Source organism: Roseovarius sp. MBR-78, from assembly GCF_040547535.1.
GTDB lineage: Bacteria > Pseudomonadota > Alphaproteobacteria > Rhodobacterales > Rhodobacteraceae > Roseovarius.
Genome location: NZ_JBEPPX010000046.1, coordinates 1 through 12,212 on the forward strand (window position 1 = coordinate 1; position 12,212 = coordinate 12,212).

The 12,212-nt window shown below is 58.7% G+C and carries 16 protein-coding genes and 2 pseudogenes; 10 read left to right on the plus strand and 8 right to left on the minus strand.

The window, feature by feature from the left end:
- The first annotated feature begins 27 nt into the window (after positions 1-27).
- A complete protein-coding gene (locus ABIE58_RS19290; RefSeq protein WP_502950123.1) occupies positions 28-1,233 on the plus strand; it encodes a tyrosine-type recombinase/integrase in 1,206 nt (401 codons plus the stop codon).
- A gap of 37 nt (positions 1,234-1,270) precedes the next feature.
- On the opposite strand, the gene brnA is transcribed toward ABIE58_RS19290, so the two are convergent.
- Positions 1,271-1,486, minus strand: coding sequence for a type II toxin-antitoxin system BrnA family antitoxin (gene brnA / locus ABIE58_RS19295; protein ID WP_336430551.1), 216 nt, complete (start codon positions 1,484-1,486; stop codon positions 1,271-1,273).
- On the minus strand, positions 1,473-1,736 hold the full coding sequence (locus ABIE58_RS19300) for a BrnT family toxin (RefSeq protein WP_354546270.1): 264 nt from the start codon (positions 1,734-1,736) through the stop codon (positions 1,473-1,475). Before ABIE58_RS19300 ends, brnA begins: the two co-directional genes overlap by 14 nt.
- Before the next feature lie 186 nt (positions 1,737-1,922).
- Between ABIE58_RS19300 and ABIE58_RS19305 the strand changes: the two are divergent.
- Positions 1,923-2,756 (plus strand): annotated as a pseudogene (locus ABIE58_RS19305) (recombinase family protein); the annotation flags it as partial.
- 73 nt (positions 2,757-2,829) lie between these two features.
- On the opposite strand, the gene ABIE58_RS19310 reads toward ABIE58_RS19305, so the two are convergent.
- Positions 2,830-3,225 (minus strand): PIN domain-containing protein, encoded by a 396-nt coding sequence (locus tag ABIE58_RS19310; protein WP_354546271.1) that lies wholly within the window; start codon positions 3,223-3,225, stop codon positions 2,830-2,832.
- The gene (locus ABIE58_RS19315; RefSeq protein WP_350153200.1) at positions 3,215-3,442 is read right to left on the minus strand and encodes an AbrB/MazE/SpoVT family DNA-binding domain-containing protein; all 228 of its coding nucleotides are present in this window, start codon (positions 3,440-3,442) and stop codon (positions 3,215-3,217) included. Before ABIE58_RS19315 ends, ABIE58_RS19310 begins: the two co-directional genes overlap by 11 nt.
- A 348-nt stretch (positions 3,443-3,790) precedes the next feature.
- On the opposite strand from ABIE58_RS19315, the gene repA reads away from it, so the two are divergent.
- From repA to repC, 3 genes are all read left to right on the plus strand, one after another.
- A complete protein-coding gene (gene repA / locus ABIE58_RS19320; protein ID WP_297779657.1) occupies positions 3,791-4,978 on the plus strand; it encodes a plasmid partitioning protein RepA in 1,188 nt (395 codons plus the stop codon).
- Positions 4,975-5,991 carry a plasmid partitioning protein RepB gene (gene repB, locus ABIE58_RS19325; protein WP_354546272.1) on the plus strand — a complete coding sequence of 339 codons (1,017 nt, stop codon included), beginning with the start codon at positions 4,975-4,977 and terminating at the stop codon, positions 5,989-5,991. The genes repA and repB overlap by 4 nt, the downstream gene beginning before the upstream one ends.
- A gap of 177 nt (positions 5,992-6,168) precedes the next feature.
- A complete protein-coding gene (gene repC / locus ABIE58_RS19330) occupies positions 6,169-7,407 on the plus strand; it encodes a plasmid replication protein RepC (RefSeq protein ID WP_354546273.1) in 1,239 nt (412 codons plus the stop codon).
- Positions 7,408-7,495: 88 nt separating this feature from the next.
- On the opposite strand, the gene ABIE58_RS19335 is transcribed toward repC, so the two are convergent.
- The 3 genes and pseudogenes from ABIE58_RS19335 to ABIE58_RS19345 all read right to left on the minus strand — a co-directional run bounded on the left by ABIE58_RS19335 (position 7,496) and on the right by ABIE58_RS19345 (position 8,603).
- The gene (locus ABIE58_RS19335; protein ID WP_354546280.1) at positions 7,496-8,008 is read right to left on the minus strand and encodes a hypothetical protein; all 513 of its coding nucleotides are present in this window, start codon (positions 8,006-8,008) and stop codon (positions 7,496-7,498) included.
- 60 nt (positions 8,009-8,068) lie between these two features.
- Positions 8,069-8,287: pseudogene (locus tag ABIE58_RS19340) on the minus strand (hypothetical protein); the annotation flags it as partial.
- Positions 8,202-8,603, minus strand: a complete 402-nt coding sequence (locus ABIE58_RS19345) for a Fic family protein (RefSeq protein ID WP_354546274.1) — start codon at positions 8,601-8,603, stop codon at positions 8,202-8,204. The pseudogene ABIE58_RS19340 and the gene ABIE58_RS19345, both read right to left, overlap by 86 nt.
- A gap of 442 nt (positions 8,604-9,045) precedes the next feature.
- On the opposite strand from ABIE58_RS19345, the gene ABIE58_RS19350 reads away from it, so the two are divergent.
- Together ABIE58_RS19350 and ABIE58_RS19355 are read left to right on the plus strand one after the other, a co-directional pair.
- Positions 9,046-9,315 (plus strand): type II toxin-antitoxin system prevent-host-death family antitoxin, encoded by a 270-nt coding sequence (locus tag ABIE58_RS19350; RefSeq protein ID WP_354546275.1) that lies wholly within the window; start codon positions 9,046-9,048, stop codon positions 9,313-9,315.
- Positions 9,316-9,367: 52 nt separating this feature from the next.
- Entirely contained in the window at positions 9,368-9,724 is a 357-nt protein-coding gene (locus tag ABIE58_RS19355; protein WP_117156221.1) for a hypothetical protein, read from the plus strand.
- A 28-nt stretch (positions 9,725-9,752) separates the two neighbouring features.
- On the opposite strand, the gene ABIE58_RS19360 is transcribed toward ABIE58_RS19355, so the two are convergent.
- Complete coding sequence (locus ABIE58_RS19360; protein WP_050525478.1) at positions 9,753-10,046, minus strand: hypothetical protein; 294 nt, start codon at positions 10,044-10,046, stop codon at positions 9,753-9,755.
- A gap of 352 nt (positions 10,047-10,398) precedes the next feature.
- On the opposite strand from ABIE58_RS19360, the gene ABIE58_RS19365 reads away from it, so the two are divergent.
- The 3 genes from ABIE58_RS19365 to ABIE58_RS19375 are packed head-to-tail and all read left to right on the plus strand — an operon-like array spanning position 10,399 to position 12,085.
- Positions 10,399-10,869 carry a hypothetical protein gene (locus tag ABIE58_RS19365; RefSeq protein WP_354546276.1) on the plus strand — a complete coding sequence of 157 codons (471 nt, stop codon included), beginning with the start codon at positions 10,399-10,401 and terminating at the stop codon, positions 10,867-10,869.
- Positions 10,870-10,910: 41 nt separating this feature from the next.
- Positions 10,911-11,852 (plus strand): ArdC family protein, encoded by a 942-nt coding sequence (locus tag ABIE58_RS19370; RefSeq protein ID WP_354546277.1) that lies wholly within the window; start codon positions 10,911-10,913, stop codon positions 11,850-11,852.
- 23 nt (positions 11,853-11,875) lie between these two features.
- Positions 11,876-12,085, plus strand: a complete 210-nt coding sequence (locus tag ABIE58_RS19375) for a DUF6330 family protein (protein ID WP_354546278.1) — start codon at positions 11,876-11,878, stop codon at positions 12,083-12,085.
- Positions 12,086-12,212: the final 127 nt, after the last annotated feature.

A 12,212-nucleotide genomic window follows, 5' to 3' on the forward strand; every position in this document is an offset into this window, starting at 1 on the left:
GTCCGATAATGAAACTATAATCCGGGAATGAAACAAGAACATGAACATAATGATATCAATACGTTAGTGTCCACCAATGGAACAAGAACGACATGGGTAGTCTCACAAATAACAGCACCAAAATCGAAAGTTCGGGCGGGTCAGGGTCTGAGATTTCGAGCTCAGCACCCCCATGGCGCGGCGAACAGCAAAGAACACGACGAGAGAACCTCTCGAGACCGAGCCTCAATCGCTCTGCCCGCCCATGTGGCCGGTTCCGGCGCGCTCGACCGGCTGATCGATACCGCCCGGGACTACGCCGAGGCCTCGACGGCTGGGAACACGAACAAGGCCTACGCGGCCGACTGGAAACACTTCACCCGCTGGTGCCGACTGAAAGGCACGGAACCTCTGCCCCCCTCGCCAGAGATGGTTGGGCTTTATCTGGCTGATCTGGCTGCACCAGCCGGGAAGGCCCCTGCCCTTTCGGTCTCCACGATTGAGCGTCGTCTCTCCGGCCTCGCTTGGAACTACAGGCAGCGCGGCTTCACTCTTGATCGCAAGAACCGCCACATCGCCACGGTTCTGGCCGGGATCAAACGCAAGCATGCGCGCCCTCCGGTCCAGAAGGAAGCGATCTTGCCTGAGGACATTCAAGCCATGGTGGCCACCCTTCCTTTCGATCTCCGCGGGCTTCGAGATCGGGCGATCTTGCTTCTGGGCTATGCAGGCGGCCTGCGCCGTTCGGAGGTGGTCTGCCTCGATTTTCATAAGGACGATACACCGGACTCCGGCGGCTGGATCGAGGTCTTCGATGGCGGCGCCCTGCTCACCCTCAATGCCAAGACCGGCTGGCGCGAGGTCGAGGTCGGGCGTGGCTCAAGCGACCAGACCTGTCCCGTCCACGCGCTGGAGCAGTGGCTACACTTTGCCAAGATCGACTTTGGTCCGGTCTTCGTGCGCACATCGCGGGATGGCAAGCGTGCCCTCGAGTCCCGCCTTTCCGACAAGCACATAGCGCGACTGATCAAGGCAACCGTTATGAAGAGTGGCATCAGATCCGATTTGCCGGAAGCCAAACGCTTGGCAATGTTCTCCGGCCATTCCTTACGCGCCGGGCTCGCCTCGTCGGCAGAGGTTGATGAGCGCTATGTTCAAAAGCAACTCGGACATGCGTCGGCCGAGATGACCCGGCGCTACCAGCGCAGGCGCGACAGGTTCCGGGTGAACCTGACGAAGGCAGCCGGGTTGTGAGCCCCCTGCCTTGCCGCAGGCGCATGTTTGGGCGTTATCACTGTAGCCGCTCTGCGATCCACATCTTGATCAGTGCCTGACGGGTGATGCCGAGCTTCTGGGCCTGCCGGTCCAGACCTGCGACAACCCAGGTCGGGAAATCCACGTTCACCCGCTTGGCCTCGACATTGAGGCGGCGCGCCTTTGTCCAATCGACATGGGCGGACATGTCTTCGCCCGCCTCAAAACGTTCGTCGAATTCAGTCGCCTTCATAATGGTCAATCTCCTGCTTGCGAGCGCGGCGCACGGAAATGATCCGCACCCGGTCGCTCCGGTATGTGTAGACAGCCGTCCAGTGTATGGCCCCGATCATGCCAACCGCCAGAAAGCGTGGCTCATCCGTGACGTTGGCAGGGGCCTCGATCAGATAAGGATCATCCCAGAGGGCCTGAGCTTCATCAAAGTCGATCCCGTGCTTTGCACGGTTCGCGGCACTCTTGTCGGGATCATACTCGAACTTCATGAGAATCAATATATGCCGAAAAAGTATAATTACTATACCTTTTGAGACAAATCAGCGCGAAATGAGACTGCCGCGCCACTCATGGCCACATCGCTGCGAGTCCACGGCGCGCGGCCCTTTGGTGAAGCTGTAAGCTAAAATACGAGGCGTGGGATTTCAGCTTACAGCTTCAATTGAAACGGGTAACTAAACGCGACACAGGCCCTGAAATCTGCAGGCTGCGCCGAAATCCACGAAGAACATGCCTCGGGCGGCAATCGTGCGCGGCCGGTGCTGGCGCGGGTGCTTGAACGGATCAGCAAGGGCGACACGCTGGTCGTCGTTCGGATCGACCGACTGGCGCGGTCGCTGTCGCATCTGGTGGAGGTGATTGAGCGGCTGGAGGCCAAGGGGGCGTTCTTTCGCTCGATCCAGGACCCCATCGACACCGGATCCCCGCAAGGCAAGTTCACGCTGCAGGTCCTGGGCGCTGCGGCCGAGTTCGAGCGCGCCCTGATTCGGGAACGCACCAAGGCCGGACTCGCCAGCGCGCGCACAAAGGGCCGCGTGGGCGGGAACCCTGGGCTGCGTGCCAAAGACCCTGCTGCTCTTCGCAAAGTGCGGCTGGCGCGACAGGACGGCTATATGGAGCGTCTGAACGAGACTGCCCAGGACTGGGTGCCCCATGTGCGCCGGTTGCGGCCCGACTTGGCCTGGGAAGACGTGGTGCGCATCATCAACGGCCCCTTGCCCGAGGCGCGTCGCTGGACCCAAAGCCGCCTGCTACGCGCTGTGAAGGCCTATGTCCGCGACGGCTTTCTGCCCGAGACAGTTTTGGCCCGCGTCGGCCGCCGCGAAACCGACGACCGTCTGCCCGCCATCGTCGCCGCCATCAAGGGCGCGGATCCCGAGATGACGCTTCAGGCGATCTGCACCCGGCTGGAAGCGATGCGCGAGCGCACGCCCCGTGGGCGGACAAGCTGGCAGCCGTCATCGGTCAAGATGCTGTTAGAGCGGGCGGAGAAGCTGGGGTTGCTCTGACTCGTGCAGCAATTCCAGCCTTGAAAATCTTCCAACCCACGGAAAGATTGCAAGGTTGCAGCCCAATTTGCGGTCAGGAAAATGGATTGACGACGCGCAACTGATCTTCCACGAGCAATCCGTCGTGCATGTCCTCGCTCCACAATGTCGTGCACCCCGCAATGAGTGCAGCAGACACGATCATCGCGTCATAAACCGAGAGCTGGTACTTCTCCGCCAAGGCGCGTCCCACTTGGTGGGTTTGGATCGTCAAGTCCTCGACCGCGCACAAGGATTGGATACCTGCGAGAAAGGCTGCGGTGTCCTCCCAGCTGAGCCCCGCCTTTCTTCGACAATTGACGAGCGCTTCGTTCAGGACTTGTACACTGATCCGCGGCCCCTGCCCCAGGATTTCCTCAGCCCGATCCGCCTTTGGACCGTCGTCAAGCAAGTAGAGAATGACATTCGTGTCCGTGAACTCAGCGCTCATGCGCAGCGTCGCGGCTCAGTCGCGCGTCCCTGGGCAGTTTGCCCCGAAACCGGCGTAGTCCTTGCAAAACTTCATTGGCGCGAGGCTGGCGCCGAACAAGCAGGGTTCCATCGTCCTTTACCAGGTCGATCTGATCGCCCTCCTTCAGGCCGAGTTCCCGCACAAGGCCGACGGGCAGCCGCACCGCGAGAGAATTTCCCCATTTGGCAACTTGCATCTTCTCCTCACTAGCCTTGGATAAACAACGATCAATGTATATCTAAGGTGATCAATACGCAAGTGCAACGCGCCTAGGGTGCCCTTCGCATCCGCCGGCCGAGGCTATGATGAGCGGCTTGGAGTGTGGTATCGGAACTGCCCTCTGCATCTGCGACCCATCTTTGAGTTCGCCGCGTCGACTCGGTGAGGGGGCAAACAAGCTTGTGTTTCGGCGGAGCTCGCCCACTAGATGTGGAAAATCCTTGCGCGAATCCGACTCTTGCGCCAATAGTCACGGAAACGAGGCAAAAAACGTCAGTTTCCGTGAACACGCCAAAGAAGTAGTGTCTCGGGAGTGAGAGGGCAGATGAACAAGACCTTTGTGCATGAGGATCTCAACGCGGTGATCCGCCAGCATTCGGAATGGCTGGCTAATCAGCTGCATTCGCAACGTGAGAGCCTGTTTCCACCCGACGCCGAGAAGACCATGCGCAAGTTCACCTCTGGTGAGGCCGCCGCGCTGCTCGGAGTCAACGATTCCTATCTTCGCAAACTCAACCTTGATGGCAAGGGGCCTTCTCCCGAGTTAACTGCTGGCAACCGCCGTCATTACTCGGCGCAGGACCTCCAAGCGCTGCGCGTGCTTCTTGAAAAAACCGCCCGCAAACCGGGTGATTACGTTCCCGGGCGACGGGAGGGTGATCATCTACAGGTCATCGGTGTGATGAACTTCAAGGGTGGATCTGGGAAAACGACAACCTCTGCCCATCTCGCGCAACGGCTTGCGCTGCGCGGGTATCGCGTGCTGGGCATCGACCTGGATCCGCAAGCCTCCTTCACGGCACTGCACGGCGTTCAGCCGGAATTGGACCTTGAGGATGGCGGCACGCTCTATGATGCGATCCGCTACGAAAACCCCGATCCAATCCGGGAGGTCATCCGCAAGACCTATATCCCCAACCTTGACCTCATTCCCGGCAATCTCGAACTGATGGAGTTCGAGCACGACACCCCCCGGGCCCTGGCGCAGGGCAATGCAGGACTTTTCTTTTTCCGCGTGAAAGAAGCCCTGGCTCAGGTCGATGAGGACTACGATGTAGTGGTCATCGACTGTCCACCGCAGTTGGGATTTCTGACGATGTCCGCACTGTCTGCGGCTACCGGCGTATTGGTTACGATTCACCCCGAAATGCTTGACGTGATGTCTATGTCGCAGTTTCTTCGTATGACCGCCGATCTTATGGACGTGATTGCCGAAAGCGGCGCCGACATGTCTCATGACTGGATGCGCTACGTTTTGACCCGTTACGAGCCGCAGGACGCACCACAGAACCGGATCGTGGCCTTCCTGCGAACGATGTACGGGGAAGCAGTGCTGAATTCGCCCATGTTGAAATCCACAGCGATCTCCGATGCAGGCCTGACCAAGCAGACGCTCTACGAAGTGGAACGCAGCGCGTTCACCCGTTCCACCTATGACCGCGCACTCGAGAGCTTGAACACGCTGAATGATGAGATCGCCGACCTGATCCAGAAGACTTGGGGGCGCCCATGACCAGCAGCAAGAAGAAACGGATGTCCATGCTCGACAGTCTCGCGTCGGCCGGGGCTCCCTCCTCTACCCCGCAGTCTAGGGCTGTCACGCCAATGATGAGCTCTAACCGCGCCCTAAGGTCCGCGCGCGATGCTGTCGATGGTCATCATGTCTGGGAGCTGGATCCGACGAACATCGTGGATGACCGCATGGAGGATCGCCTCGACCCGGCGGATGTGCGGGACCTGCGCGATGCGATCGAGGCGAATGGTCAAACCGTTCCGATCCTTGTGCGCCGCGTCCCCGATGATCCCGACCGCTACCTGCTCGTCTATGGACGTAGGCGGTTGGAGGCGATCCGCCAGTCCGACAAGGTGACCAAGATCCGCGCTCTCGTCGCCAACCTGGATGATGACAGCGCTTTGCGTGCGCAAATTTCCGAGAATATGGCCCGACGTGACCTGTCCTACATCGAGAAGGCGCTTTTCGCTAAGGATCTCGTGGCATCCGGCTTCGGAACGCAATCACAGGTTGCAGAAGTCTTGACCGTCACGAAATCTGCGGTCTCCATGGCCATCGCCATCGTAGACATCGTCGGCTCTGATTTAGTTCGCGCCATCGGGCCGGCCCACGGCATCGGGCGGCCTCGCTGGGACGCTCTGGGCCGTGCCATCGACGAGAACGGCCTCGATCGCGAGCGCCTCACCCAGATTGCAGAGGGGGCACGTAGAAAGGGTGTCGGTTCCACAGTTGTGGATGATTCCGTGTCCACCGATGATCCATCCGTCCAGGCGTTTGAAGCGGTGGCTAAAGCCGTAGCGATGGCACTCAAACCTGCAAAGGCCCCCTCCCCTGCCCCGTCCTCCAGCGTCCCGCTGAAGATCGGTGGTAAACGTGGTGGGAGCGTGAAACGCACCGCCAAAGGCCTGTCGATCGAGCTGGCAAGTGGAGACTTCGCCGACTGGGTCGAGTCTGAAGTGCATGACGTGATTGAAGACCTTCACGAGCGCTGGCAACGGCGTTCGGAAGACTGAGAAAGAGCAGAAACCAAAAAAGGAGGCACAAACAGGCAAAAGAAAAGGCCCCGCAAAGCGACCGCTCCACGAGACCCTAACTTGTTTCTAGCACCTCCAAGGTAGTGTCTGGAGCCGTTTTCCGCAAGTCCAAAGTGATTCGCGGGCCGCATATTTTTTGTCTTTGTGAATGACAACATGGACTACAAGCCCGTAACGCCGTTTCGGCGAACCATTGACGCTGCCATTCTGAAACATCAGGCAGCCACACAGGAAGAATTGCCGCCCACAGGTGCCAACAAGTGGGAGGTTCTAAGGGAGCTCGCTGCCGCCCGGGTGACTTTCGGCTTGTCCGACCGTGATCTGACGGTCCTTCAGGCTTTGGTCAGCTTCCACCAGGCGACGATACTCGGAGGCAACGACAGCGAGTTGATAGTATATCCGTCTAACAAGGCGATTTGTGAGCGCTTGAACGGCATGCCCTGCTCTACGATGCGGCGGCATCTCTCCAATCTCGTGCAGACCGGGTTCGTCGTCCGGCGCGATAGTCCCAATGGGAAGCGCTATGCCCGCCGCTATGGGGACGAAAAGGTTGCATTCGGGTTCGACCTCTCACCGCTCGTGCGACGCTTTCAGGATATCTGTGAGGCCGCCGAGGCTGTCCGGGCTGCCGATGAACGCTACAAGCGGCTGCGCGCCACTGTGAGCCTCATGCGACGCGACCTGGCGGGGTTAGCCGAGTACGGCCGCTCGCTTCGTCCGGATCAGGGTGTCTGGGACCAATTCTCCGATCTTGCGGCCCTAGCGGCTCGAGACCTTCGTAGAAAACTCGAAATGGAAAATCTTGGGCGCATCGAAGCGGCTTTGGGAGCTGCTTTGGACCACGCCCGCAACCTTCTGGATGGTCATCTAGCAGAAGATATGAGCACCAATGATGCTGTTTCTGAGCAGCACTGTCAGAATTCAAATAAAGACTCTTATGTTCTTGAACCTCGCTTGGAAAAAGCGCGGGAGGAATGCGTTGCGATTAAAGATGAAGACGATGGAGTCAGTGTAGAGCACTGTAAGAATGAAGGTGATCATACCTTACATGAACATGAGGACCAACTCTTACCGAATATCCCGCTTGGACTGGTTCTCGCATCGTGTCACGAATTCAAGTCTTATGCTGAACAGCCCGTACGACATTGGCATGACTTGGTTAGGGTCGCTGATATGGTCAGGCCCATGATGGGAATCTCACCGTCCGCTTGGGATGAGGCAAAGCGCTATATGGGCCCTGAAGAGGCCTCTGTCGTTGTTGTTGCGATGCTTGAGAGGTTCACTGACATTAGATCCCCCGGCGGATATATGAGATCTTTGTCCGCTAAGGCGGCTATAGGAGAATTCTCTTGTGGGCCGATGATCATGGCGTTGATGCGACGGGACGCGGCATAAAGAGTTCACAGCTGTGAACTTCGGGGCCAAATGTCCTGTTTTTATGTGCTCAATATTCATGCCAGGATAATCACTTGGGTATAGGCTGTCATTCAGGCAGATCAACGTCACCAAACAGGATCGAAGAAAGCCGCTCTCTATAGTCCCGCGGAAACGACGGCCGCATAGGTCTCTTTGGCGAGACGGACCTCAGATATTCACCGGCGGTCAGTTTGCTCAGTCTAGTGTAAGCTCTACGCTCAGAAGCCTTGAGGTAAAGCTGCGCATCGCCTCGACCTAAGGCAACCAGCCGGAGAACAGCCGATATCAAATCCGGCGCTCGCTTGTCATCGATGGTATCCGCAACGAGACGACGATATCGCTGATCCAGTCCGCCGCGATCAAACAGCTTTGCCGAGCACGTGATCTGGTCAAGCGTCACTTTCAGGAACCATTCGCGGAACACCTTCCATGCCGCGTCGGACAGCTCGCGCCGCCTGTCGGAGTCTCCACGCCAGTGAGTGCCAGCAAGATCCATCATCCGTTTGTACTCACCCCGATCGGTGAGCCCACGAGATACGGCCCAGAGCCCATGGCCACCAATCCCAGCTGTGAGCGCCATGGCATGAGACATCAGTCGGCTGACGCGACCGTTGCCATCAGGGAAAGGGTGGATGTAGTTCGACCGATGATGTGCGGATCCGCCCGCTCGAAGACCGCACTGCAATCTGAAACCGTTTGTCGAGGTGGCCCATGAACGCCGCAATGCGCGACGATGAAGGGGGTGGGTGCCGTCCGATCGCAACTTCCCAATCCTAAGCCTTGAGTATGTGTCCCGGAACGATCGGCTCATTCGTGCCGTCGGGATGTTCGATGATCCGAAACTCGTCGGGCATTTCATCGTTGAAGCTTTTGTGAACCCATGTCAGAAATTCGACGGAGGTAGGGCGGGGCAGGGTGCCTTTGCGGTGCATCTCATCGATGGCCCGCTGAACGATGAATTTCGCCCGCGCCTCCAGGGCGAGAGAGCCGCTCTTCTCGTCAAGCTCCGCGCCAGCAAGGGCTCGCTGAATGTTGCGGAGGCGTGTGTTGTGACCCTCAATCAGGTTTGAGTAGTAGCAGTTCATCACGCGGGCGAGATTGGCAAGCTCGGTTGCGCTGTCAGGATGGAACCCTTGTCCCAGGCCAGTGGCTTCCCGCTGGGAAAGGTCTGCCAATTCCGCGGGAATATGCTCCTCGACGAAGCACGGTTCCGTTCTGGCGGCTGTCTTTAGAACTCACGCCGATTTTCGAATCCTGATAAGTATTTGAAATAAATACATATCGGTTATTAACAGGCTAGGTTTTGGCGATATGCGTTGCCGATCTTGCCTGCCGATTTGGATCTACTGTTCCAAATCAAAAGCTTCGGGAGAGGTGCCGGCATTGAGCCGTCTGGTGAGGTGCTATTGGTTTAGAGAGCGGAAGGGGACGACCTCAGTAAAAGTGAAAGTGTTCTTCGGGTTCTGTGACTGACGGATGAGGGCCTTTGGGGTCCCTCAGATGGGTCACCGCCAATGAGTACACCTTCACTGAGACCGTGCGGCGGTTCGGATGACACATGGAAGGGCTCAACCCATCTCTTGCAGAATATCCAGAATGTATGTATATTATGGACAAATGGAGACCCTGATCATGCATGAGCTTCCCGAGTTCAAGGCGGCCGACCTGACGCGGCATACAAGTGACCTGTTTGACGCGGCCATTCGGTCGCCGATCGCGATCACCAAGCACCGCAAGCCGAAATTCGTGCTGATGAGCATGGATCAGTATCAGCAGCTCGCGCGGGGGGCCACGCAACAGGCTCATATGGTTGACGAGATGCCAGAGGATCTCAAGGCTTTGATGATTGAAGGGCTCGAGCGGGACTTGACGCGGGCGGATGACTAAGCCGAGTGCTGGAGAGGTTTTCCGCTATCCGTTCCTTTGGAAACGCGAGCAGATGGCGGGTGAGACCGAGGGCCGCAAGACGCGGCCTGTCTGTATCGCCGTCACTGTCGCCAAGTCCGATAGCGAGACCGTGGTGTTCATCCTGCCGATCACGACGCAGCCGCCCTTGCCCTCGCGCAAATTTATCGAGGTGCCACAGATCGAGTCGCAGCGCGTGGGGTTAGAGACCCATGTCCGCAAATGGGTCATGCTGGACGAGATCAACACGGATATTCTGGAGCGGTCCTATGTCTGGGAGGACCGCACGCCCATTGGCACGTTCAGTTCCGTCTTCACATCCAAGATCCAGTCCAGCCTGATCGCGCTTGCCAGGTCCAGCAAGGCATCCGTTGTCGATCGGCTGAAGTAATCTCGATCACCGCAGGGTCTGCCCAGCTTCACTTGTTCCCGTCGATCCACTTCGACATCAGCCCCTTGTCGCGGAAACATTCATCCGGCACGGCGCGGCGCTTAATGCGGGCGAGACGCTCGGCAAAGGCGACCTGCTTTGATGTCGGGCGGCTGTCTTGCGCGCCCGGGTTCATCTTTGCCTGTGCGTCGATCCAGGCGCTCAAGGAGCGCCGATCTTGCTGAACCTCCCACGGCAGAAGCGTCTGGTTGCGCAGGGCCAGCGCGCGCGCATAGGCGATCTGCTTGGGCGTCGCGGGCAGGGCGTAAGTGGTGCTTTCCATCGGGGATCTCCCTTCTTAGCGTGGTTCTTAAATTAGAACATAACAGGAACAAAATCAAGCCACCTCCGGAAATCATGGGGTTTGAGAGGAAGAGGAGGGCTGGGGAGGGTCAGGCCAGAGGGTGCCCGAAAGAGGGTGTCCCGGCCTGATCCTGTTCCTCATCGGGGTCTGATGCCGGAAAGTGCAGGATCCTACGTTCTCATGAGCTTCGCATTTAACATTCTCCAGCATCGGATCTCTAAAGAGTGAAAGTGTTCTTCGGGTTTTGTGACTGACGGATGAGGGCCTTTGGGGTCCCTCAGATGGGTCCGGGCCGGATTCCGGTCTGTCTTTCCTGATGAAGGGCATTCCGATGCAAACAGGTGTCTTGCGCGTGTTGCGCGCGACCGCTGCCTGGCGGTGGCGACACAAGGAACTACGCCGAACTGGCCAGACGGCGCTGGCACAGCGGCTCGAACGCCAGACCGTCCTGCGTGATCTCGGCTATCTGAAGCAGGCGGCGTCATTGCCAAACGCGCATGTGATCTGCGGGGAGGGTGGGACATTCCTCCATCTCGGTTGGACTACCGTCTCGACCTTCGCGCCGATCGAGCGCTTTCCCCTGGCCGCCCTCGCGGTCGCACGAGGAACCCCGTTCATCGATATCCGACCCATCAGTGACGTCATCGCCTTCGCGAACTTGCCGTGCGTGGCGCGGGACGGATCGGCCGACCCTGAACCCTGGGGCCCTGGCAGGTCCGTCTCGCTGACCACCTACATCGACACGGTCGAACAGCTCGGCGCGAGGATCGTCAACGATCCACGTCTCCGTCAGTCAATCTGATCACCATTTCCTCTCACCAAAACTCGAAAAGGAGGCCAGTCATGGCCCGATCCCGCACGCCCAAATTCGATGCCTCCGAGGTCATCACAAACGAAATCATCCGTATCATCGAGCGCGGCGTCTTGCCGTGGCGCAAGCCCTGGACCGCAGGTGGCAGCTCTCGCCCCCTGCGCGTGGGCGGGGAACCCTACCAGGGAGTGAACAACTTCCTGCTGACGATGCGGACCGTGATGGCGGGCCACAGCTCTCCCTTCTGGATGACGCTTCCGCAAGCCAATGCGTTGGACGCAAAGGTCCGCAAGGGCGAGAAGTCCTCTGTCGTCGTTTATTACGGTCAAAGCCGGAAAGACGCGGGCGCAGATGAGCATGACCGCAGCGACGGGGATGATCACTCCGAGGAAGCCCGTATATTCCGCTTCCAGAAATCCTACCGCGTGTTCAATGCCTGCCAGATCGAGGGCCTGCCCGACAGCTTCTACCCTGACCCGGAGCCCGTGCCCGAGCATCCGCCGTCCAAGCCCATCCCGCACATGCAGGCATTTTTCGATGCCATCGACATCACGACCGTCTTCACAGGAACGGAAGCGTACTACCTGCCGCCCGTGGACAAAGTCTACATGCCGTCCATTACGCGGTTCCAGGACCCACGCAATTTCTACGGGGTCTGGGCCCATGAGCTCGCCCATGCCACGAAAGCTCCCCATCGACTGAACCGCGATTTCGGGTTCTCGAAGTTTGGCAACACGTCCTATGCGCGCGAGGAGATCGTCGCGGAATTGACCTCGGTGTTCCTGGGTCAGACGCTCGGCTTCACGGCACATACGCTCGAGATGAATGCCGCCTACCTCCACAACTGGTTGCGCGTTCTTCGGTCGGACAAGGGTGCGATCTTCAAGCACGCCGCAGATGCGCAGCGCGCCTGCGACTATCTGATCGCCAGATCGGAGGTGGGCAGGGCAGGTCGCAGTGCCGAGGCCGCCTGACCGCACGGAGAACGGAGACACCCATGTCACGTAAGGAACCCAAGACGCTGCGGGTGGCCTGCTTCAACGACGGCCGCCGCAAGATCATCACCTTCAAGCGCGGTGCCTATTGGTGGAGCCAGTCCGAGGGCGCCTATCCGCTCTCGGCAGCGCTCGAGAGCATCAAAGAACAAGGCGGCTGGATCGAAACCATCCCCAACCCGAATTACAGACCCAAAGGGCTGTTCGGGTAGGGCGCCTTCGGCCTCGCTTCATCCGCCAAGCGGAAAAGTCAAAGATGCCGTAATGGGGCTTTCGGCGAATCGAGCACGTTTCGCTTGTTTGTCAGCATGATTTGAAGTGCCGTTGCCCTTGATGCGC

What these genes read in the sequence shown, in the direction of transcription:
- ABIE58_RS19290 (WP_502950123.1), top strand. Translation starts at nt 28, where the DNA reads ATGAAACAAGAACATGAACATAATGATATCAATACGTTAGTGTCCACC.
- brnA (WP_336430551.1), bottom strand. Translation starts at nt 1,486, where the DNA reads ATGAAGGCGACTGAATTCGACGAACGTTTTGAGGCGGGCGAAGACATG.
- ABIE58_RS19300 (WP_354546270.1), bottom strand. Translation starts at nt 1,736, where the DNA reads ATGAAGTTCGAGTATGATCCCGACAAGAGTGCCGCGAACCGTGCAAAG.
- ABIE58_RS19310 (WP_354546271.1), bottom strand. Translation starts at nt 3,225, where the DNA reads ATGAGCGCTGAGTTCACGGACACGAATGTCATTCTCTACTTGCTTGAC.
- ABIE58_RS19315 (WP_350153200.1), bottom strand. Translation starts at nt 3,442, where the DNA reads ATGCAAGTTGCCAAATGGGGAAATTCTCTCGCGGTGCGGCTGCCCGTC.
- repA (WP_297779657.1), top strand. Translation starts at nt 3,791, where the DNA reads ATGAACAAGACCTTTGTGCATGAGGATCTCAACGCGGTGATCCGCCAG.
- repB (WP_354546272.1), top strand. Translation starts at nt 4,975, where the DNA reads ATGACCAGCAGCAAGAAGAAACGGATGTCCATGCTCGACAGTCTCGCG.
- repC (WP_354546273.1), top strand. Translation starts at nt 6,169, where the DNA reads ATGGACTACAAGCCCGTAACGCCGTTTCGGCGAACCATTGACGCTGCC.
- ABIE58_RS19335 (WP_354546280.1), bottom strand. Translation starts at nt 8,008, where the DNA reads ATGGCGCTCACAGCTGGGATTGGTGGCCATGGGCTCTGGGCCGTATCT.
- ABIE58_RS19350 (WP_354546275.1), top strand. Translation starts at nt 9,046, where the DNA reads ATGGAGACCCTGATCATGCATGAGCTTCCCGAGTTCAAGGCGGCCGAC.
- ABIE58_RS19355 (WP_117156221.1), top strand. Translation starts at nt 9,368, where the DNA reads ATGGCGGGTGAGACCGAGGGCCGCAAGACGCGGCCTGTCTGTATCGCC.
- ABIE58_RS19360 (WP_050525478.1), bottom strand. Translation starts at nt 10,046, where the DNA reads ATGGAAAGCACCACTTACGCCCTGCCCGCGACGCCCAAGCAGATCGCC.
- ABIE58_RS19365 (WP_354546276.1), top strand. Translation starts at nt 10,399, where the DNA reads ATGCAAACAGGTGTCTTGCGCGTGTTGCGCGCGACCGCTGCCTGGCGG.
- ABIE58_RS19370 (WP_354546277.1), top strand. Translation starts at nt 10,911, where the DNA reads ATGGCCCGATCCCGCACGCCCAAATTCGATGCCTCCGAGGTCATCACA.
- ABIE58_RS19375 (WP_354546278.1), top strand. Translation starts at nt 11,876, where the DNA reads ATGTCACGTAAGGAACCCAAGACGCTGCGGGTGGCCTGCTTCAACGAC.